Raw genomic sequence first — 19,145 nt, forward strand, 5'->3', positions numbered from 1 at the left:
GGTAGAGGCCCAGGGCCTCTACCCACTGCTTGTTGGCCACAGACGTGCTTAGGTCCGGATGCGTGATGATGATCAACGTCTTGGTCATGTGCTGGCGGTTGGTTGCGGCGCAAACCTAGCACCGCCCCCTCCCAACTCGTCTCTTCTCACCCCCTTGTACGCTACTACCCGCTGTGTAAGCATGACTAAGAAGCTGTTTGAAGCTAACATAATTTGAGCACTCTTCTGATGTTGGCTAAGCAAATCCAGGCGTTGGCGTGGTACAAACTTCGGTCATATTCCTTGACAATCTGCGATTCGCACTCAGCCACGCAAAAGTGCGTTCGACCATCCAGCGCCAGGCATGAATGCAAAAGTTCGCTTTCTCCACCAGCACGTGCGCCGGTTTCTCGACGCGAATGCCGTAGCGGTCGGCCAGATGCTCCCGAAACACGCTTTTAAAGGCGCTATCGACGAAAACGACCTGCACCTAGCCCAACAGTGGGGAGCGGCTACCTCGTACCAGAAAGCGATGGCGGCCGGACCATCAGCCGCGTTGGCGGGCAACACCCGGCTGGCCAGCACGTTGCCCAGCACCAAGCGCTTGCGGCCCTTGAGGAGCTTGTCGGCGTCGAAGCCCACAGTTTGCCTCGTGATCTTGCGCTTCCTCATTTGCTGTTGAATCAGCTGAGAGAGCTCCGCTTTGAGGGCGGTGTAGTCGGGGCGATGGCGGGGCGTGGTGGGCGGGGCCGTCGCCTGCTGGATTAACTGCCCCAGCGCAAAGGCCAGGAGCAAAGCTAGTTACTTCATGAAGGCAACTACTTAAATTGACTGTAAAGGCCGGCGCGAGCGGTGGGCAACTACCAGGCTGTTGAAAGAGCCGGAACACATTCACCTTGATCAGCGTAGCCAAAGGGCTGTCGGCGGGAAAAGCTTCCGCCGACAGCTCATTCGAAGGCGATTTTGCGCACGTCAGCCGGCAAGTCTTCTTGGAAGAGCTTATCGGCTGGGCCGGGCAGAAAGGTCCCGATGTTGGTGAAGGCCACGTAGGTGACGCCTGAATCCGGAAAATGAAACATCTGGGCCCCCGCACCCAATCCGTCACCGTCGTGGCCAAAGGCAATGCCATCAGGGGTATCAAATTTGTATAAACCCAGCCCATAGTGCACCCCCGGGGCGTTGGTCGTAATCCACTGGGTCATCTGCCGCAGCGACGCGGTCTTCACCAGCCGGCCCTTAGCCAAGGCTTCCACAAATTGGGCAAGGTCGTAGGCCGAGGAAATTAGGCCATCGTCCCCGATGAAACTGCGCACACTACGGCTTTGAGCGTCGGACACATTCACTCGGACACTCGTGCCTGGGTCATCAATGTAGCTGGCTACCAAGTCCCGCGGCATGGGGTAGGCGGGTTCCTGCTTGTAGTAGATGTCGCGCAGGCCCAACGGGCGGAAGATGCGTTCCGTAAACATCTTCGCATGACTCTTACCTGTTATCCGGTCGATGATTAGCGCGGCCAGCACGTAATTGGAGTCCGCATAACGAAATGAGGTGCCCGGCTCAAAATACGCGGGCTTGTAAGCGAAGTAGTTGAGGTACTCTTCGGTGGTATACGCGCGGTTGGGATTGTTCAGGTTCGCGAGAACGTCTGCTTGATAGGCTTCATTCCTCGTGTAGTTGTACAGGCCCGACGTATGCTGCAATAGTTGCCGCACGGTCACTTTATCCCCGTTAGTAATCCTGCTGATCACCTCTTGCGGCAGGTAGGAGGAGAGGGTGGCGTCGAGGTTCACTTTGCCTTCTTCCACGAGCATCATCATCGCTGTGGCCGTGAAGGTCTTGGCGATGCTCTGTGGGTAGTGCAGGCTGCACGCCGTCATGGGCTTGCCCGTTTCCAGATTGGCTTTACCAGCCGCCCCCACCCAGACGCCGTCCTTCGGCGTTTTGACCAAGAGCACCACGCCGGGCAACCCTTTCTGGACATAAGAGTCGAGCAAGGCCTGGTACTGGGCGGCTTTGGGATGGGGTGTGGCCGGCGCGGGCAACTGGCAGCCGGCGGTGGGGGGCGAAGGGGAAGTACCGTCGTGGGTATTGCAAGCGGTCAGGGCCAGGCTGGCTAGTACAGGCAGCGCCCGGCGCAGGAGCCGGGAGGAGGGTTGGAGGAGATTCAGCAGGTTCATTAGCGGGCTTGGGGTGAGTAGTTCGCAGAAGACGCGCTGCAAACCTACCCGCTCTCAGTAGCCCTGGTAGCCTCAAAAACCCGGTTTTTGGTGAACTGCTATAAATCCACCGCTGAAGTGTCGGTCGCTGTGAGCGAACCTTTGAGCCAGCGCCGGAAGGCGGCGGCTTTCAAACGGCTGATGACCACGTCGGGAGTCGGTCGCTGAGGCAACTCGTGCAGCGTCACCCGTAGCTTGCCGTTGTTTTCCGGGCGCACGCTCTTGACGGCGGCGTGGGTGAGCAGCATCTGGCGGTTGGCGCGGAAGAACTGCGCTGGGTCGAGTTGGGTCTCGAGCTTGTCGAGCGAGGCGTCGAGGGCGTAGCGCTTGTGGGCCGTGGTCAGGGCCAGCACCACCTGGTGCTCGATGTAGAACAGCAGCACCTCCCCATGAGCCAGCAGCAGCTCCTGCTTGCCAGCCCGCACTAGCAAGTGGCGGGGGTGCCGCTCAGCCTCCGCCGTCGTCGATATGGCCGCTGGAGCCGCCGGCGGAGGGGCAAGTTCCCGCAGCTGGTACAGCTCATATAGATACCACGCGGTGTATAACACGTTGACAAAGCCTACCCAAATTAAAATCATCAACCGATCGGATAGATTGAAGCTGTAGTCAAAGAAACGCCCGTCGGCAAAAGGCGGTAACCGGAATAGGGCCTTTATGCCCTGGGTCAGCCCCCCAAAGACCACCAGCGTCACGGCGCTGGTAAGCAGCAGTTGCCGGTTCAGTCGCTGGATCGGTTTTTCTACCCAAGCCCATCGGGTGTCCAACCACAGAATAATGTACTGGCACAACTCGAAAGCCACATAACCCTGCAACACGTCGGCCAGCAGGCTGCTGATGTGCAGAAAATCAAGACGGTGGGTGCGGTATAAAATATAAAAGTTGATGGCCACGATCAGGGGCACGGCCAGCAGCCGGAGCCAGTGGTCGCCGGCTGCGAAAATAGCTGGCGGCTTCGGTGAAGAACCGGACTTCGAAGCCTGCGGCATCGTAGAGAAAACGATGTTCCGGTAGTTAGTGCCAGCGGCATTCAGTTATCATCTTGAGGGTGCCCCGGCCCCAGGATTCAATGTAACCGGCCCGAAAGAGGGAGTTGGCTACATCAGGGTTGAATGGTTTAGAGGGGTGCTTGCGTTGCAGATTTTCTACGGTCCACTGATCAGGCAACTGGCCTTCGTTACAGAACAGCAGATGGTCGTCGTACACGCTGATTTGCACCGGGGCGCCACCGCTGCAATCCTTGTGTGCCAGTGCATTCAGCAGCGCCTCGCGTAGGGCATCTTCTGGGAAAGGCCGCTGTTCGATGCGAACGCTGCCTTCGTAACGCACTTCCGCCTGCAGATACCGGTTTTGGAGCAAAGACAGGATGCGGTCTACTTGCAGCAACAACGGACCTTGTACTTCGTCTTGATGCCGCAAGTCGTCATTGGTCGCGAAGTAGCCGATTTTGACGTAGGCGCCGGTGACGAATCGTTCGGGTTCGGGGTGAAAGAGCAGGATAGCAGCCCGCTTGAGGTAGGCCCCGTGGGTTAGGTGGAGGTTTTCGAGCAAGACCTCGTTGCTATCCTGCAGCACGTCGGCATCGACGCGGTCGCTGCGGGCGGCCAGTTCCCGGAACAGGTCGAAGGCCGCCGGATTTAGCTCAGCGGCCGTAATGCCGGGAGTGGGAACGCCGTCCCACCGTTTGCCCTGCTTCTGCAGCAGAAACGCATCCAGCGTGGCTCCCCGCGACTCCTGATTGGTGCTGCCGCTGCGGCGGTAGTACCTGCCCCGGTAGCTGACGGGGTAAGGGTAGGCTTCGACCACTAACTCCAGGTATTCGTGCTTGGCTTCGATATGGTGGTTTACCTCCACTAAGATGCCCAGCAAGTTGCGTATCTGATTGGGCAATTCTTCCAGCAAACGGCGGCTGTTCGGAATACCCACTACTCATCCGTCGTCATCCTTGCCTACGTACAGCCGGCCGCCCTGCGCATTGGCGAAGCCACAGACTCGCATCAAATGGTCTTCCCGCCAGGATTCTTTGCATTCGGTTTGTTGCTGCTCCGGGGCAATAGGCATAACGCGTGGTATCAGATAAAAAGGATGTGGAACGGCCAGTTAGAGACGGTCGGCGGCGGCTTGGTTGATGACGAAACCGGCGTCGCGTTTCGCGCACCAGTTTCATTTTCCAAGTGCTTCCCGAGTGATAAACGACTCCCTGTAGGTCGCTGGGCAGCTCGACATCGGCGGGGTAGAGTTGGAACAGGTTCTTTCGGCCCAGCTTAGGCAGGAGGTATCCCAGTTCAAGTACAACGTTCTGGCAGGCGCGGGGGCGTAAGCCGTCGCTGGTAGCTTTGCTTCGGGCCTTTGGACGCAGGCGGCCCTCGTCGTCAGGCGAGGCAATGATAATCGAGCACAATGCTGGGGATGCTCAGGGAATGAAGCACCTGCTGCACCTCGTTGCGGACGGTGTGGTCGCGGCCGTGTACGACGAACCGGTTCTTAACGGCCGTAGTCCGGCCAGCAACTGGCAGGAACGAGTAGCACCCCAGGCGATTGATCATCGTGCGCGAATCTGCTGTAAGTGCTCCTGCTACAGCTCGTCACCTCACGACGCTACAACTTGAAGCGGTACGTAACGTCGGTGGCGCCGCCGAACAGGCCGTACCCGTTGCGGATGTTAGACACAAGCGGGGCCGGCTCGGCAAAGACGTTGTTTTTCGCAGCGTAATAGCGCCGCAGCGACTGGTAAAACAGGTACGTGTCGCGGGTGATACTGCTTACGGTTACTTCGATATAGAACGGCTCCGGCGGCGGGGAGCCGGCCGTAATACGGGCTTGCGAATAGGCAAAGGCGTCGCTGTTTAACGTGAGCGGCTGGCCGTTACGGCCAGCATCAGCATACGGATACGGGCTGGCGTCCAGGTCGGTGCGCCTATCCTTGGAGAGTTGAAAGCGGTCAGCAACAACTCTCCAAGAATCGATATCCAGGTCATTGTTTTGCGTGGTATAATCGGGAAGCAGGTTGCCCCACAGTTTGCCCGCCTGGTCCAGCACCCGGGCGTAGACCAAGTAGTAATCGGTGGTGGCCGGGTTGTCGGGAACGGTTATCGACAAGCGGCCCTGCACCGGCGCCGGCGGGCGATTGGGGGAGTTGGCCGTGTGCGGAACGAAGCTGGCCGTTTCGACGCGGGCCGCAGCCGGCAGCGTGAGCGTACTCTCCACAGCTTCGAGGCCCGGTGCGCTGGCCCGCAGCGTGTAGGTTTCGCCGGGCTGCGCCCGGAAGTTGCGGGTGGCGGTGTAGCTGCCGTCGCCTAACGGTATAACCAGGCCGGAAATGGTGGGCGTGTTAGTGAAGCTTTCCACCACCTGGCCGCGGGCATCGAGCACCTCCACCGTGGCATCGTTCCGACCTAAGGGCCCCTCCTCGAACAGGCGCCGGCTGGCACTCACGTAGGGGGTGCGCGCATCCGCCACGCCGGGCTGGCCCCGCACCGGCGGCTGGTTGGAAAGGGTGTACACTACCGCCAGCCGGAGCGTTTCTTCCGGCGTGGGTATATCTATCGTGGTTTCGCAGCCGGTTGCCAGCAAGGCCGTTAGCAGCAAGCGTAGGCCGGGTACGCGCTTTTTGGGCAAGGATGGAAAATAACGCATGCTTAAAACTTGAAACTTTTGCTGAAGGAAGGAATAACGGGGAAAAGCGAAATTTGCCGGTAGCGGGGCTTTTGGTTGACTTCTTGGCTTAGATACAGCAGGTAAGGATTCTGACGGCTGTAGGCGTTGTAGAGACTGAAGCTGTTGACCACTTCGCCCCAGCGCTTCTTCTTGGTTTTGCTCAGGTCCAGGTCCAGGCGGTGGTAGGCCCGCATGCGGTAGCTGTTGCGCGGCCCGTAGTTGTCCACCGCTTCGATATTGGATAGCCCGTATTGGCCTCTGGCCAGCGTAATAGCGTTGCCGGTGCCGTAGACCCAGGTGCCGGAAAGCGTGAGGCGGTCGTTGAGCTTGTGGGTAACGACCACGGAGGCGTCGTGGCGGCGGTCGTACTTGTAAGGGAAGATGCGGCCCTGGTTCAACTCCGGAAACCGGCGGGTGCTCCAGGCCAGCGTGTAGCCGATCCAGCCGGTGGTGCGCCCGGTTTTCTTTTGCAAAAACAGCTCGCCGCCGTAGGCCCAGCCCTTGCCGCTGGTCACTTTGTCTTCCCAGCCCCGGTCGGTGGTGCCCACGAAGTTGGCCCCTTCCTGGTACTCAATCAGGTGGCGCATGGGCTTGTAGTAGCTTTCAAAGCTGAGTTCGTAATCGGCGTCGCGCAGGCGCACGGTGCGTGCCACACCTAGGCTGAACTGCTGCGCCTGTTGGGGCTTGATGCGGTCGGTGGCGGACACCCACAGGTCGGTGGGCAGGCCGATGCCGCTGTTGGTGAGCAGGTGGATAAACTGCGCGGTGCGGGCGTAGGACGCTTTCAGGGCCCATTCTTCGGTGAGCAGGAAGCGCGCCGCCACCCGCGGCTCTAGCGAGAAATACAGCTTTTTCTCCACCCGGTAGGTATTCAGCCGCAGGCCCGCATTCACTTTCAGCCGCTTACTCACGCGGTAGTCGTCTTCGATATAAAGACCAGCTTCGTGGGCCAGCGTGCGGGGCGAGGTCTGCGCCCGGGTTTCGAGCGTGCCCGTGTTACCGCGTTCCTGCAAGGCGCCCGGCCGGAACTGGTGCAGAATGTATTGGCTTCCGAAGCGGATATAGTGGTTGGGGTTGGGCACGAAGTCCAGGTCGGTTTTCAAACTCAGGTCCCGAATGTTGGACAGGTAGCGCAGCGCGTAGCTATCCGTGCGGGGCTCCGGGTCGGTGCTCGTCGGCCGCAGCGATTCATCTTCCGAGTCCACGTCGAATTGGTACTTGCTGTAGGTGAAGTGGGTGTTCATAAACAGTTGGTCAGTCAGCACGCGGTTCCACCGCAAGGCGCTGGTCAGATTGCCCCAGCCCAGCTTCGATTCGGTTTTGCTGTACCCGCTCGGCTGGTAGTCATACTGGTAGCGGCTGTAGAACTGGTCGGAGCCGGTGTAGGCGCTCAGGTAGAGCCGGTCGCGCGGGCTTACCTTCCAGTTGAGCTTGCCGTTGAGATCGTAGAAATAGTAGCCCAGGGCACTGCGCGTGCTGCCATCATTTACAACTGCTTTCAGGATGGGGCGGGCCAGCAAATCAAGGTAGGTGCGGCGGGCCGAGAAGATAAACGAAGCCGTATCCTTCTTAATAGGGCCTTCCAGCATAATCTTCGAAGCCAGCAGCCCGATAGCGCCTTCGCCGTGAAACTGCTGCATGTTGCCTTCCTTCATCGAAATATCCAGCACCGACGAAAGCCGGCCCCCGTAACGGGCCGGAAAGCCGCCCTTGATCAGCTCGACGTTGTTGATGGCATCGGCGTTGAAGACCGAAAAGAAGCCAAACAAGTGAGCGGCATTGTAAACGGGCGTGCCGTCGAGCAGAATCAGGTTTTGGTCGGGCGAGCCGCCGCGCACGTACAAAGCCGAGCTGCCCTCGCCGCCGCTCTGCACGCCGGGCAGGAGCTGGAGCACCTTGAGCACGTCGGTTTCGCCGAATAGCTTGGGGAGGTTTTTGATTTGGGTGATGGGCACGTTGATGGTGCCCATGCGCGTGCTCTGGACGCTGCTTTCCTCGCGGCGGCCCACTACCTCCACGCCTGCCAACTCACTAGTTGTGGCTCGCAAGTTGAAATCGTAGCGCACGCTGCCGGTGGCGCCCGTGGCCCAGCGCGCTTTCTCGTAGCCGAGATAGGCGACCAGCACCCGCACGGAATCCCCGTCTTCTGGAGCCGGCAGCGTGAGCGAGTAGAATCCGTAGGTGTTGGTGGTCGTACCCTGGCCCTGGCCGGAACTCAGCACCACCACTCCAATCAGGTTCTCGCCCGTGGCCGCGTCGCGGACGTAGCCGCTGAGCGTGACCGAACCTTTGGCTTTGCCAGATTTAGGCGCCGCTGCTTTCCTGCGGACGATAATTTGCTGGTTCAGCAGCTTGTAGGTGAGGCCATTGGCCGTCAGCACTGCGTCCAGAATGCGCTTCACCGTTTGGTTTCCCGCCGGGGCTTTTACGGGGGCGGAGGTTGCCACCGCGTCGTCGCTGTACACGAAGGTGAGTTGGGTCTGTTGGCTGATTTCGACCAGCACGCTACCCAGGCTGCCGTTGGGGCTGCGCAGCCGGATTGGCTGGGTTAGGCTGGAAGAAGGTTGGGCTTGGCAAAGCGCTGCCAGGCTAATCCAGCACCCCAACGTGAGGGCCAACCGGATAAGCCTGCCCACTGCGAGAGTGAACATGAACAAGGAGCTAGGATAGTTTCTGAGAAGGCAGAGGGGCTATTGGCAAGTACCCCCCTGCAACGTGATGGAGTTGGCTTGCCGACGAACTTGGGCATCGAAGGTTAAGCTCACGGTCTGGAGCACGCTGTCCAGGGGCTGCCGTACGAAGGTGCCCGTGAAGCGGCAAGTGCCCAGGGTAGAGTCTTGCAGCACGATGGGGCGGTGGTAATAGGTAGTTAAAGCAGCCATTACGTCTCGTACCGGGGTTTTGCGGAAAGTGAGCACCCCGGTTTTCCAGGCCAGAAAGTTCAGGTCGGTGGTCGAGTCGCGCTGCACCTGTTGGGTAGCCGGGTTGTACACCCCCGTCCACCCTTTGGTCAGTAACACGTGCCGGTCAGCGGCATTGGCTTGCGCCAGTTGTACCCGCCCCGTGACGACGCTAACGGTTACGCCGGCCGGCGCGTCGGTCGTCACATCAAAAGAAGTACCCAAGACGGTAGTTTCGGCACCACGGGCCTTGACAACGAAGGGTTGGTGCTGGCGCAGGTGCACCACCTCAAAATACGCCTCGCCTTCCAGCGTGACCTCGCGCCGCGCCGCGGCAAACGCCGGGGGGTAGGAGAGCTTGCTGCCCTCGTTGAGCCAGACTTTGGTGCCGTCGGGCAAGGTCAGGGTTTTCTGCTGCTGGGTTTGGGTTAGCTGCGTGATGAGGGTGGGCTCTTTAGGCCAGTAGTAGGCTCCCAGGCCTATGCCCAGCACCAGCAGCACCGAAGCGGCAATGCGCAGCAGCGTTTGCTGCGGCCACAGCCGCCGGGTTTGCGACGTGGTATGCACGGCCACAAAAGGCTGCTTGTGCCGCATACTGACTTGCAGCCGCTGCCAGAGCGCCTGCGAATTGGGTTGGGCTTGGGCATGGTCTCGCGGCGACAATTCCCAGGCTTGGGTCATCTGTTGCAGCAACTGGTGGTTGCGCCTGTCGGCCCGCACCCATTCCGTCACTTGCTGCAACTCGGCGGCCGTACATTCCCCGGCCAGGTACTTGGCCAGCAACTCCCAATTCGTTTCGTCGTGCATTGGCAAGCAGTTGAATAAGTCGAGCGGCGGCATGCAGCTCTCGTTTCGCGTTAAAGCTTTAATTTATAAGTACAACCAATACCAGGTAGGGGCACCCGGTAGTGGCGCAGGGCGGTTTTTTGCTGTATTCCTGACCGAAGCATAAGGCATTTGGCTCTCCCTGTTGCGTCCTTACTGCGGTCCTGCCCGTCTATGGCGCAAGCAGACCGGCAGGACCGCAGTAGTTACTCGGCCGTCTTTATTTTAGAAAGTATAAACATCGATTGTGAATTGTGAAGTTGCCGACGCATCGACTGCCTTATGACCCCGCAAGAGAATAGTGCTGGCACCAGTAGCAGGAATCGTGATGCTTCTGGAAGCCAGAACAGCCCCAGAAGGCTGGCGCACTTCCAGGGCATAGGTTTTGGCATCAATATCGGTGAATGGACTAGCCGCGCCAAAGGCAACGTCGGCCACCAGGGGAACGGCGCCCGTTTCCTGCGCCGCAAGCGAAACGGAGCCCGCCTCAAACCCTAGGTTGACCAGCCGAACAATGGCCTTACCAGCCACCGGCGGCGCCAGCACACTGTTCGAGTCGTCCACCAGCAACGTCCCCACACTGGCAGCGGTAGGATTGTAGACGAACAGCGAATAGATTCTATCCTTCTGAATGGTCTGTGGCAGGGTCAGAATATCGGTCTGCGTCGCGGATTCCTTCAGCCGGAGTTGACCGTCGCCGGCCGACTTGGCGTTGGTAGTAAAAATCACCCTACGTCCTCCGTAGGCAATTTTTTTCGAGGGCTGACCTTCGAGCACCGCGTCAATATCTTGGTTGTTGAAAGTGGCTGCGTGAATTACCTGTACCGCTCCAGTACGCGCGGGGGCAGGCTGGGAAGCATCGTCTTTGTCGCAGCCGGAAAGGGCAATGGCAAACACCGGGAGAGCATACAGGAAAGCTTGAGCAAGGGTCTTCATGCTAAGAAGTAAAAAAGAAGGTAAAAAAGAAAATGGACAGGTAAAACGTAGTTGTATCGACCAATAGCAGGAAGTTGGTAATAGAGGATAGCTGGAAGTGAAAAACGCCCCCGAACCTCCGTTCGTAAGGGCGAGAACCTCACACCCGCGGAGGCGACTTGTTCAGGTCGCTCATTCAGAAGGTGTTGCGAGCCCGCCTACCGAACAGCCTGGCTCGGTTCTATAGCTAAGGCGACAAAACGAGGTAGTACCCCTAAAGAGGCAGCGAAAAAATCTCAAGCACGCCTCCGCCCTTACCCCAGTTCAACGACTGCTCAAGGAGGGCGTTTGAGAAATAATATCCTATTATACCTATGATAATCAATAAGTTAAAATTTAATAGACACAGCGTTGATGAGGCGTTATCCACTCACGCTCGGACCAAAATAATTTAAATAGAAACTCGCGGGCCCTCACCGCCGTCACGTCCGGACCAAAATCACTTGAATAGAAACGGCAACAGCGGCAACGCCAGCCCTACAGCTATTATCCAGTATTGTTGCAGATATTTCCGGAGCTTTTGCAGCGCAATGCCCATTTGCGCTTCCACTGTTTTAGGGGAGAGGTCCAGCTGTTCGGAAATCTCCTTGTACGTCAGGCCAGTGTCACGGCTGAGTTGGTAAATCACGCGGCACTTTTCGGGCAGCTCGGCTATGGCCCGTTGGATGGCCTCGTTTAATTGCTGCACCTGCAAAGCAGTGTCGGCCTGCGTTGCGGCGGTCAGCACGTCTGGAATATCGGTTTCGTAAACCTGCTTGGCGTATTGGCTTTTCAGGTAGTCCAGCGCGCGGTATTTAACTGCCGCGTACAGATAGGCTTTCAGAGAAGTTGTGATGACAAGGTCCTGCCGACGCTCCCACAGATATAGTAGCACGTCGTGTACAAGATCTTCGGCAATCGGCGACACTTGCACATATTTCAGCGCAAAGCGAAACATTTCGACATGGTAGCGATGGAATACAGCTTCAAAAGCCTGCTCATTGCCTTGCCGAAGCTGAAGAACCAGTTCCGCCTCCGAATAATGAGCAGCGTTTGACATTGTCGGTGAAAAGGTGAGCAACCAGCTAGCTAGAGCAAAAGCCGGTAAAAAGCGTTATAAAATTACGCTATGCTTTTCTACTTGGGGTATCGCAAGAGTTGAAACAGAAACAATCGGTAAGCCCCTGGGTCTGCTGAAAAAGGTCCTTCGGTCAATAAGTCAGTAACCAAGTGCGAAATGAAGCGTTGATGCACAAAACGGATAAAAGACGCGTACTGAACAACCAAAAGCTAGTCATTCGAATAAACTGAAGCTAGTACCTTAGAACGCATGTGGCTGTTAGAACTCGTTAGGTAATCCAAAAACAGGTTAAATACTTATTAAGCGCCTTTAAAATATATTTTTGATAGCCTTCCTGGCTCGCTTCTACTCGTAGAGCCCCGCGGTAAAGCTATTATACTATGTTATGTAACAGCCACCCGAGTTCAATAAAGGCGAGCAGCTGCACGCGCTGCGCAGCTGGCTCTGGTTCGGCGGCGACGGGGCTCTACACCGCCAGCAGAACGAGCAGCAACAGGAAACCGTGCGCTACCTGAACCTGCTCACCAACCTAGTTGTGGTCTGGAACACGGTCTACATGCAGGAAGTGGTCACTCAACTGCAACAGGAAGGGCAGGCCGTCGCCGCCGAAGACCTGCGGTTCCTCTCCCCGGCGCGCTACCGGCATATAGCGTAGGATTAAGTCCACTTACTAAAAGAACCCCAAGTCGAAGCGTAAGGAATCCTCCCGGGCGTTGTCGGAGAAGTCAAATTTGCCGTCTGGACTCATATGCTGCCAGCTCACAGGCAAAATGGCGGCAATGTACCCACGACACTGGGACGCTGGAGAACCTCGTTTTTGAACGGATTGCCGTGTGCGCCGTGCCGCGGCGGCGGCACGCACGTAGGACGTGCGCGACACCATGCCCAAGAACCTAGTCAGTGAGGCGCTCCGCCGGCCCCCGGCCGGGCTTATTGTGCATTCCGACTTAAGTGAAGCCGCGGCGGCACCGTGGGCAGTCAATACACGGCCACCCGCTTCAAGGAGCTACTGACCTGCTACCAGGCCCAGCAAAGCATGAGTCGGTGCGGTCGTACCCGGTAGGGCAACTGCTACGACAATGCCCTACCGGGTATGACCTACGCCGAATCCTTTTGGAGCCGTTTCAAAGCCGAGTTGCTCAACGGCGGCTGCTCTCCCGGGTGGCCGAGGCCACGCTCGAAATCAGCCACCACACCGCCTATTACAACGCCGAACGATGGCATTCTTTGCTCAGTTACCAAGCGCCCAACCATTTAGAAACCCAATCCAAAACCACGTCCCAATTCTGTCCGGCTTAGCTAGACCACCTCAGTTGGAAAACGTCCGTTTATTTTCCGACCGCAAGGCCAGTTTGCGGAATACGCTGATATCCCCTTGACCCGTTCTCAACAGAAGGACCGGCAATGTGTTATCCGCTGCGGCCAGCCCCCACCCCTACTTGGCGGTAACTGGCGCGAACGCGGGGGCGTTGAGGCCGCCCCCGCGTTCGCGCCGGTGGTAAGAGAAGTAGGAAACCCCTAGCAGCCCCAGACCCATCATCGGCCCGACTGTCGTCTGGGCCGGGTCCCCCAGGGTGAAGTGCGCCCCAGGGCCGACACCAAGACTACAAAGAACCCATACTAGGCCCACTCCTTCACCCGAGCCGGTACCGGGGCCAGCAGCGCCACCACGCCCAGAATTTTGAACACGTCGAGCTGCTGGCGGAAGAAGCTCGGAAAACCGAGGTGCTGGAAGGCCGTCAGCATGTCGGGCGACGTGAAATAAGCGTACGTCGAACCGGCCATCATTAGAGCTAGCAGCCCTGTGCTGACCCCGTAAGCACTGTTGACTACTCTCATGAAAAGGAGGCGAGTTGAAAGTTAAGAAAAAGGCGGGAGCGTTGGGAGCCAGGAGCAATCAGGCAAATACGGGTAACACGAGCTGCTCGATTTGCGCCTCGGCTTTACGCGTGTTTTCCGCGGCGTTGAACAGGAGCCCGGCAGCATCAATGAACTCGACGTGTTGAATGCCCAGCGTCTGCCACAGAAACCGAGCATACGGCGTGGCGAAGTCCTTGTCGCTGCCCAGGCCGGTGCCCCCACTGGTAAAGACGATGTAAACGCTGCGGGCGCGGAGTAAGCCGTGCGAAACGCCGTCGACGTAGTCAAAGGTCACGCCGAGGCGGTTGACATGGTCGACATACGCTTTGAACGTGGAGGGGACGGTCCAGTTGTAGATCGGCAGGCCGAGCACCACCACGTCGGCGGCGACCAGTTCGGCCACCAGTTCGTTGGAAAGCGGCATAGCGGCTTGCATGGCCGGGGTTGGGTTTTGCATGGAGTACAAACTCCCATCCACGAACGCCTCGGTTGGGAGCGGTAGGCCTACCGCCAAATCGCGGGTCGTGACGTTAGCCTCGGGATATTCCCGCCGCAAGCGTGCCACTAGGTGGTCGGTCAGGTGCCGGGACACGGAATCAACATAGCGCGGGCTGCTGTCGAGGCGCAGAATTTCAAGGGGGCGGTTGGGGGAGTGAGTCATGAGAAAAGTGTTGAAGTGGGGGTGATTGCTTGTTGATTAGGGAAGGAACACGGGTTTGCCCGTGGTTTGGCGGCTATCGAGCCGACGGTGGGCTTCCGCGGCTTGCGCTGAGGACCCGATGGGTTGAAAAACAAGTTGCCGGTGGAACGAGCACGGGTTACCCCCGCAGGCCCCCATCGGCGTACAGAATCTGGCCATTAATCCAGTAGCCGGCGAGGCCAGCAGCGCCACGACCCCGGCGATGTCAGGGGCGGTACCCAGGCGCCCCAGCGCCGTGGTCTGCGTGATGTGCTCCCGGAAGGCGGCGGGCATGCCGGCAGTCCCATCGGTTTCGGTCAGGCTCGGGGCCACGGCGTTGACGCGGATGCGGCGCGGACCCAGTTCGGCCGCGAAGCTTTTGGTCAAGGAATCCACGGCTGCTTTGGTCGCGGCGTACACGGCGGAATAGGGCGCGGGTCGGTTGCCGACCACCGACGAGAGGTTAATGATGTGGCCGCCGCTGTCGCCAAAATGTTGGCTGGCCGCTTGCGAGGCGTAAATCAGTCCCCGGACGTTGGTATTGAACAGGGCATCGTAGTGCGTGTCCGTGATGTTTTCGAGGGGGACGCCGAACGCGCCGATGCCCGCGTTGTTGACGAGCACGTCCAGCCGGCCGAATTCAGCCACGGCCCGCTCGAAGAGGGTAATTACGTCGGCTTGGCGGCTTACATCGCCCTGCACGGCCAGCGCCCGGCCGCCTTGCTGGGTGAGGCGCTGGACGAGGGCCTGCGCCTGGTCGGCGCTTTTGGCGTAGTTGACGACGACGGCGAAGCCGTCTTGGGCGAGTCGCTCGGCGATGGCCCGGCCAATGCCGCGCGAGGCGCCGGTAATGAGGGTTACTTTTTCGGGGGTTGGGTGCATGACGGAATGATGAAAAAAGTGGGCGTAAAGGGATGATGGAAGTGAAAGGGAAAATGTGCGAATAAGGTGTAATTACACCTGTTTAACTAAAAAAATAGTGAGCAGAATTATCCCAGAAGGGGGGTTTGCACGACGTTATGGAGCAACTGGCGCAAGGCGGCGGCCTGACCGGCCCCCACTTCTTGCTCATACCGCGCCTGCGCCGCGGCCCACGCCGGCGTGGCCAAGGCAAACACATGTTCGCCGCGGCTGGTGAGGGAGAGGTACTGGCTGCGGCGGTCGGAATCGCTCGGCTTTTGGGTCAGTAACCCCGCGGCCTGGAGCGGTTTGAGGTTGCGCGTGAGCGTGGTGCGGTCCATGACCAAATCCTGCGCCACCGCCGTGATTGGGGCGGCGCCCAGCACGGCCAGGCGGACTAGAATCGTGTATTGGTTAAGGGTCAAGCCGAAAGGAGCCAGTTGCTGGTCGTAAAACTGGCTCACGTGCCGCGCCGCTTGCCGCAGCGACAGGCAGTTACACGAGCCCAGACCGGCGGCTTTGGCTTTCATAGGCCAAAGGTAAGCACGATAAGTGTAATTGCACGCAAAATGGTAATTAAAAAAACGAGTAGCTGCCTCGTCACTAGTACCAGGAGCTGTTATGCATTTTTCAGCCAGTAGAAGCCGTTTTTGGGTCCCTAGACTCCTGTTGCGAAACCCGCGACGGGCAAATGCTATCCTCCACGTCCTTGCGCTTTTATTGTGTCCAACTTGTGTTGCAACAGGAACTGCTCAGCTTTGGAAGAAGTCCATTGCAGGGCCTGCTCCAGGTGCTGACGGGCCTTAACGGGCTGAAGAGCCTGGTAATACAATTCGCCCAGTACGGCATGGTAGAGGCGATGCCGAGCCAGACCTTCCACGGCCAGGACCGCCTGCAGGCCGCTTTGCGGCCCTTCTGCATAAGCCAGGGCAACGGCGCGGTTCAGCGCCACAATAGCAGACGGCTTCCGGGCCAGCAGCAGGTCGTAATAGCCGACAATGGCTTTCCAGTCGGTGCCGGCGAAGTGCCTGGCTCGGCAATGCTCCAGCGCAATGGCCGCCTCCAGGTGAAAGGCGCTGGCCTGTTGCCCGGCCGCGGCTTGGCCCAGATAGCGCAGGCCGCGCGCAATGAGGGACTGGTTCCACCGGCTCCGGTCCTGGCTTTCGAGCAGCACAATGGTTCCCAACTCCGTGGTGCGGGCGTCGAAGCGGGAGGCCTGAAAGCACAGCAAGGCCAACAGGGCGAAGGTTTCGGGCTGGCTGGTGCGCGGCGACTTCGTTAGCAGCCGGGTGAGCCGCAAAGCTTCTTCGCACAGCTCTCGTCGAATCAACTGATCGGGGTGCGTGGAATGGTAGCCTTCGCTGAACAGCAAGTAAAGGCTCTGCCGCACCCCCGCCAGCCGCGCCGTCAACTGGGGTCCGCTGGGTACTTCCAGTTGGATAGCCCCTTCCCGAATCCGCTCCCGGGCCCGGTACAGCCGTTTGTTGATGGTGTCGGGCGAAGTCAGGAACGCCCCCGCGATTTCGGCTACGCTTAGCCCGCACAGGGTTTTGAGGCACAGCGCCACTTGGGCATCGGGTGGCAACGCGGGGTGGCAGCAGGCAAACAGCATGCGCAGTTGGCTGTCGGCAATTTCCTCGTCCAGAAACAAGGCCGAAGCCTGCTCTGCGTAGGTTTCCTCGTTAATGCCTTGGTTTAGCCCGCCGGCAATGCGCCGAAAGCGCTGCTCGCGGCGCAACACATCCAGGGTTTTGCGCTGGGCGACTTTGTACAGCCAGGCCGAGGGATTTTCGGGCACGCCGTGCAGCTTCCAGGCTGCCAGGGCCTCCAGCAGCGTATCCTGCACTAGGTCTTCGGCTTCGGTTAGCCGGCCTAAGCCCAGCCAGCGCGTGAGCACGGCTTGCAGCCGCCCCGCCTCGTGGCGAAACAGATGGGCAACAAGCTGTTCGGGAGCAACGGCAAACATGGTGCAATACTTGGCTAGAGGGGCGAAAATACGCCGGCCCGACCGGACAACAAGCCGGGCCGGGGCGGCGCTTCGCGGAAGTAGTCGGTTATTGCTCGAAGTTGATTACCGGCCGGATTTCCACGGTGCCGTTGGTTTCGAACACCGGGCAGCCCTGCGCCAACTGCGCCGCCTCTTCCAGGCTACCGGCCTTGAGCGTGAGGTAGCCCACAATCTCCTTGCCTTCGGTATAGGGGCCATCGGTGTGCACCGTGCCGGCGGCAGTCAGGGTTTTGCCGCCCGGGGCCAGGGCCTCGGCGCCCACCAGCCGGCCCTGGGCCGCGATGCTGCCAATCCAACTGTTCCATTTTTGCAGCTCGGCCTGCCGGGCTTCCGGCGACTGGTTGGCGTAATCCTGTTCGGCCTGGGCATCGTCGCGGAAGATGAGCATGAACATGTCCATAAGGAGTAAGGGAGGTAGGGTGAAAGAATGAATTTGCTCCTAAGACGAACGGCTCACCCAGAACTGGACAGTGCCTCGAAAACTTTTTTCAAGGAATAAAGGCCAGCAAATATTGCCGACAAATAACTGGTGTTACGCAATGGTTCGGTGCAGCCGCTGGGGCAGGTTATTGCGCGTCACGGGTTCTTGGGTTTGAGTCGGCTATAAGATGGAAACCAGCAGCAAAAGAGCTACTAAACCACTTATTATCCAACAACGACTGTAGTAAAAACCCGATTGGAGCTTTCTCAAGGCCGGTAACCCATTCAGGACCATTTTTTCGCAAGGGGGTCCACGCACGCGGTTAGCTGCCCGTTCTCGATGCGGCTTGCGTAGCGCTATTCGGTGCCCTGAATGACCAGGAGAAGGTCTTCCGTATGACGCCCCTGGTGTTGCTACGGCCGCCGAATCATTTCCCGGTCCGTCCGCGAGGGGGAGGGGTGAGGTTCCGGGTGCGTGTGCCACTCGCCCAGATAGATCATTTCCCCGCCGCTGTTGTAAAACTCGTAATCGATGATAAGTTGAGCGGAATGGGTATGCCGCTCGAAGTTGTCGCGTGTCGCCTGATCGAGTGGGGTCGGCACCGACAGCCACCTGAGTTGAATTTCGCCCCCGAACAGCTTGCCCATGATGACCCCGCCCGCTTCGGGAGCCTTCTTGCGGCCTTGGGTGAAGCGGTCGAGGACGTCCCTAGTGAGTTGGCAGCACATCAATCTGCGGTGAGTTCGACTTCTCGGACGAGGCGCTGAGAGAGGCGTTGCCGTTTGATGTAGGCGCGCTGCTGACCGTCGAGTGGGGAACCGATACCCCCACGCAACCCATGTAACATTTGTACCAAACTTTTAACCAAGGCCAAAAAGGGCGATTCCGAGCAATTGAGAGGGTATGCCAAGCCTATCAAAAAGGAAATCCTTTTTGATAGGCTTCGAATTTGCTGTTGTCAATAATCACTGAATCAATTGATTAACTGCTTAGCGTGTAAAACCGCCTTTTGGAACAAGAACCCCTACATCCTCTTGGCTCCGTTTCACCAAGACGATGAGTTCGCCACCCAAGGGGGTGGGCTCCATCGCCAGCAACAGGGCTAGGTCCGGAAGCAAATCTTCTATTGGGAGGCCATTGAACGTCGTGTTCCCGTAGGGGTCCAGGTAGCACAGCAACCGGAACCTCTCTTGGTCCAGCTTTACCCACGTCCTAAACTCGGCGCTAAGGCAAGCAACTTGCTCTTTGTATTTGCCTTATATTACAACGGGCCAGCCCATGCCGACCAAGATATCCTCCTATTTTTGATCGGAGCGCGTTAACCGCCCCATCCTTTTGCTGAACGGTTTGGTGATGTGAAATAGCCCGGGATTGGAATCAGTACGTAAAGCGCGGATGAGCTCCGCACATTCGTTGCAGCGCTTCTTGGAAGCCCAGGAAGCCGCGTACCCCACCGCACTGGCGGAAATCCAACGGGGCCGCAAACACAGCCACTGGATGTGGTACATTTTCCCCCAGCTGCAGGGCTTGGGCCACAGCGCCACGGCCCAATACTACGGCCTGCACGGCGCAGCGGAAGCCCAGGCCTACGCGCAGCACCCGGTGCTGGGCACCCGGCTGGTGGCCAGCAGCCGGGCGTTGCTGGCGCTACCCGGCAACGACGCCGCC

19 protein-coding genes and 2 pseudogenes are annotated in these 19,145 nt (G+C 58.8%); 3 read left to right on the top strand and 18 right to left on the bottom strand.

The window, feature by feature from the left end; genetic code table 11:
* Positions 1–343 precede the first annotated feature (343 nt).
* Positions 344–661, top strand: coding sequence for a hypothetical protein (locus tag WX88_RS31595; protein ID WP_231590789.1), 318 nt, complete (start codon positions 344–346; stop codon positions 659–661).
* Between the two features lie 265 nt (positions 662–926).
* Here WX88_RS31595 and WX88_RS25175 read toward each other — a convergent pair whose 3' ends face one another.
* The 11 genes and pseudogenes from WX88_RS25175 to WX88_RS25210 all read right to left on the bottom strand — a co-directional run bounded on the left by WX88_RS25175 (position 927) and on the right by WX88_RS25210 (position 11,588).
* Positions 927–2,156 (bottom strand): serine hydrolase domain-containing protein, encoded by a 1,230-nt coding sequence (locus WX88_RS25175; RefSeq protein WP_052733089.1) that lies wholly within the window; start codon positions 2,154–2,156, stop codon positions 927–929.
* A 98-nt stretch (positions 2,157–2,254) separates the two neighbouring features.
* Positions 2,255–3,181, bottom strand: coding sequence for a LytR/AlgR family response regulator transcription factor (locus tag WX88_RS28325; protein ID WP_052733090.1), 927 nt, complete (start codon positions 3,179–3,181; stop codon positions 2,255–2,257).
* 25 nt (positions 3,182–3,206) lie between these two features.
* The gene (locus WX88_RS25185; protein WP_052733091.1) at positions 3,207–4,094 is read right to left on the bottom strand and encodes an ATP-binding protein; all 888 of its coding nucleotides are present in this window, start codon (positions 4,092–4,094) and stop codon (positions 3,207–3,209) included.
* A 27-nt stretch (positions 4,095–4,121) separates the two neighbouring features.
* A complete protein-coding gene (locus WX88_RS31600) occupies positions 4,122–4,253 on the bottom strand; it encodes an AlbA family DNA-binding domain-containing protein (RefSeq protein WP_231590790.1) in 132 nt (43 codons plus the stop codon).
* Between the two features lie 184 nt (positions 4,254–4,437).
* Positions 4,438–4,593: pseudogene (locus WX88_RS32250) on the bottom strand (TIR domain-containing protein); the annotation flags it as partial.
* Positions 4,565–4,738 (bottom strand): hypothetical protein, encoded by a 174-nt coding sequence (locus WX88_RS30540; RefSeq protein ID WP_156176427.1) that lies wholly within the window; start codon positions 4,736–4,738, stop codon positions 4,565–4,567. The pseudogene WX88_RS32250 and the gene WX88_RS30540, both read right to left, overlap by 29 nt.
* Positions 4,739–4,790: 52 nt before the next feature.
* A complete protein-coding gene (locus tag WX88_RS25190; RefSeq protein ID WP_046247203.1) occupies positions 4,791–5,828 on the bottom strand; it encodes a DUF4249 domain-containing protein in 1,038 nt (345 codons plus the stop codon).
* A 2-nt stretch (positions 5,829–5,830) separates the two neighbouring features.
* Positions 5,831–8,500, bottom strand: a complete 2,670-nt coding sequence (locus WX88_RS25195; protein ID WP_052733092.1) for a TonB-dependent receptor — start codon at positions 8,498–8,500, stop codon at positions 5,831–5,833.
* A gap of 39 nt (positions 8,501–8,539) precedes the next feature.
* A complete protein-coding gene (locus WX88_RS28330) occupies positions 8,540–9,556 on the bottom strand; it encodes a FecR family protein (RefSeq protein WP_197076944.1) in 1,017 nt (338 codons plus the stop codon).
* Between the two features lie 243 nt (positions 9,557–9,799).
* A complete protein-coding gene (locus WX88_RS25205; RefSeq protein WP_046247204.1) occupies positions 9,800–10,510 on the bottom strand; it encodes a DUF4397 domain-containing protein in 711 nt (236 codons plus the stop codon).
* 478 nt (positions 10,511–10,988) lie between these two features.
* On the bottom strand, positions 10,989–11,588 hold the full coding sequence (locus tag WX88_RS25210; RefSeq protein WP_052733094.1) for an RNA polymerase sigma-70 factor: 600 nt from the start codon (positions 11,586–11,588) through the stop codon (positions 10,989–10,991).
* Positions 11,589–12,024: 436 nt separating this feature from the next.
* On the opposite strand from WX88_RS25210, the pseudogene WX88_RS29170 reads away from it, so the two are divergent.
* Positions 12,025–12,264 (top strand): annotated as a pseudogene (locus tag WX88_RS29170) (Tn3 family transposase); the annotation flags it as partial.
* A 965-nt stretch (positions 12,265–13,229) separates the two neighbouring features.
* Here WX88_RS29170 and WX88_RS29710 read toward each other — a convergent pair.
* The 7 genes from WX88_RS29710 to WX88_RS25245 all read right to left on the bottom strand — a co-directional run bounded on the left by WX88_RS29710 (position 13,230) and on the right by WX88_RS25245 (position 18,205).
* Complete coding sequence (locus WX88_RS29710) at positions 13,230–13,448, bottom strand: DoxX family protein (RefSeq protein ID WP_082116302.1); 219 nt, start codon at positions 13,446–13,448, stop codon at positions 13,230–13,232.
* Positions 13,449–13,506: 58 nt separating this feature from the next.
* Positions 13,507–14,130, bottom strand: coding sequence for an FMN-dependent NADH-azoreductase (locus WX88_RS25220; protein WP_046247205.1), 624 nt, complete (start codon positions 14,128–14,130; stop codon positions 13,507–13,509).
* 36 nt (positions 14,131–14,166) lie between these two features.
* Positions 14,167–15,030 (bottom strand): SDR family NAD(P)-dependent oxidoreductase, encoded by an 864-nt coding sequence (locus WX88_RS25225; protein WP_197076945.1) that lies wholly within the window; start codon positions 15,028–15,030, stop codon positions 14,167–14,169.
* Between the two features lie 107 nt (positions 15,031–15,137).
* Positions 15,138–15,578, bottom strand: coding sequence for a MarR family winged helix-turn-helix transcriptional regulator (locus WX88_RS25230; protein ID WP_046247206.1), 441 nt, complete (start codon positions 15,576–15,578; stop codon positions 15,138–15,140).
* A gap of 164 nt (positions 15,579–15,742) precedes the next feature.
* Positions 15,743–17,014, bottom strand: a complete 1,272-nt coding sequence (locus WX88_RS25235; RefSeq protein WP_082116303.1) for an RNA polymerase sigma factor — start codon at positions 17,012–17,014, stop codon at positions 15,743–15,745.
* Positions 17,015–17,102: 88 nt separating this feature from the next.
* Positions 17,103–17,456, bottom strand: a complete 354-nt coding sequence (locus WX88_RS25240) for a YciI family protein (RefSeq protein WP_046247207.1) — start codon at positions 17,454–17,456, stop codon at positions 17,103–17,105.
* A 434-nt stretch (positions 17,457–17,890) separates the two neighbouring features.
* Positions 17,891–18,205: a Mov34/MPN/PAD-1 family protein gene (locus WX88_RS25245; RefSeq protein ID WP_046247213.1), complete on the bottom strand. Its 315-nt coding sequence runs from the start codon at positions 18,203–18,205 to the stop codon at positions 17,891–17,893.
* 667 nt (positions 18,206–18,872) lie between these two features.
* Here WX88_RS25245 and WX88_RS25250 point away from each other — a divergent pair.
* Positions 18,873–19,145 (top strand): DUF1810 family protein (locus WX88_RS25250; RefSeq protein ID WP_046247214.1); only part of this gene is annotated, 273 nt, incomplete at its 3' end.

Source organism: Hymenobacter terrenus (assembly GCF_000972495.1).
GTDB lineage: Bacteria > Bacteroidota > Bacteroidia > Cytophagales > Hymenobacteraceae > Hymenobacter > Hymenobacter terrenus.

What these genes read in the sequence shown, in the direction of transcription:
- WX88_RS31595 (WP_231590789.1), top strand. Translation starts at nt 344, where the DNA reads ATGAATGCAAAAGTTCGCTTTCTCCACCAGCACGTGCGCCGGTTTCTC.
- WX88_RS25175 (WP_052733089.1), bottom strand. Translation starts at nt 2,156, where the DNA reads ATGAACCTGCTGAATCTCCTCCAACCCTCCTCCCGGCTCCTGCGCCGG.
- WX88_RS28325 (WP_052733090.1), bottom strand. Translation starts at nt 3,181, where the DNA reads ATGCCGCAGGCTTCGAAGTCCGGTTCTTCACCGAAGCCGCCAGCTATT.
- WX88_RS31600 (WP_231590790.1), bottom strand. Translation starts at nt 4,253, where the DNA reads ATGCCTATTGCCCCGGAGCAGCAACAAACCGAATGCAAAGAATCCTGG.
- WX88_RS30540 (WP_156176427.1), bottom strand. Translation starts at nt 4,738, where the DNA reads ATGATCAATCGCCTGGGGTGCTACTCGTTCCTGCCAGTTGCTGGCCGG.
- WX88_RS25190 (WP_046247203.1), bottom strand. Translation starts at nt 5,828, where the DNA reads ATGCGTTATTTTCCATCCTTGCCCAAAAAGCGCGTACCCGGCCTACGC.
- WX88_RS25195 (WP_052733092.1), bottom strand. Translation starts at nt 8,500, where the DNA reads ATGTTCACTCTCGCAGTGGGCAGGCTTATCCGGTTGGCCCTCACGTTG.
- WX88_RS28330 (WP_197076944.1), bottom strand. Translation starts at nt 9,556, where the DNA reads ATGCACGACGAAACGAATTGGGAGTTGCTGGCCAAGTACCTGGCCGGG.
- WX88_RS25205 (WP_046247204.1), bottom strand. Translation starts at nt 10,510, where the DNA reads ATGAAGACCCTTGCTCAAGCTTTCCTGTATGCTCTCCCGGTGTTTGCC.
- WX88_RS25210 (WP_052733094.1), bottom strand. Translation starts at nt 11,588, where the DNA reads ATGTCAAACGCTGCTCATTATTCGGAGGCGGAACTGGTTCTTCAGCTT.
- WX88_RS29710 (WP_082116302.1), bottom strand. Translation starts at nt 13,448, where the DNA reads ATGAGAGTAGTCAACAGTGCTTACGGGGTCAGCACAGGGCTGCTAGCT.
- WX88_RS25220 (WP_046247205.1), bottom strand. Translation starts at nt 14,130, where the DNA reads ATGACTCACTCCCCCAACCGCCCCCTTGAAATTCTGCGCCTCGACAGC.
- WX88_RS25225 (WP_197076945.1), bottom strand. Translation starts at nt 15,030, where the DNA reads ATGCACCCAACCCCCGAAAAAGTAACCCTCATTACCGGCGCCTCGCGC.
- WX88_RS25230 (WP_046247206.1), bottom strand. Translation starts at nt 15,578, where the DNA reads ATGAAAGCCAAAGCCGCCGGTCTGGGCTCGTGTAACTGCCTGTCGCTG.
- WX88_RS25235 (WP_082116303.1), bottom strand. Translation starts at nt 17,014, where the DNA reads ATGTTTGCCGTTGCTCCCGAACAGCTTGTTGCCCATCTGTTTCGCCAC.
- WX88_RS25240 (WP_046247207.1), bottom strand. Translation starts at nt 17,456, where the DNA reads ATGGACATGTTCATGCTCATCTTCCGCGACGATGCCCAGGCCGAACAG.
- WX88_RS25245 (WP_046247213.1), bottom strand. Translation starts at nt 18,205, where the DNA reads ATGTGCTGCCAACTCACTAGGGACGTCCTCGACCGCTTCACCCAAGGC.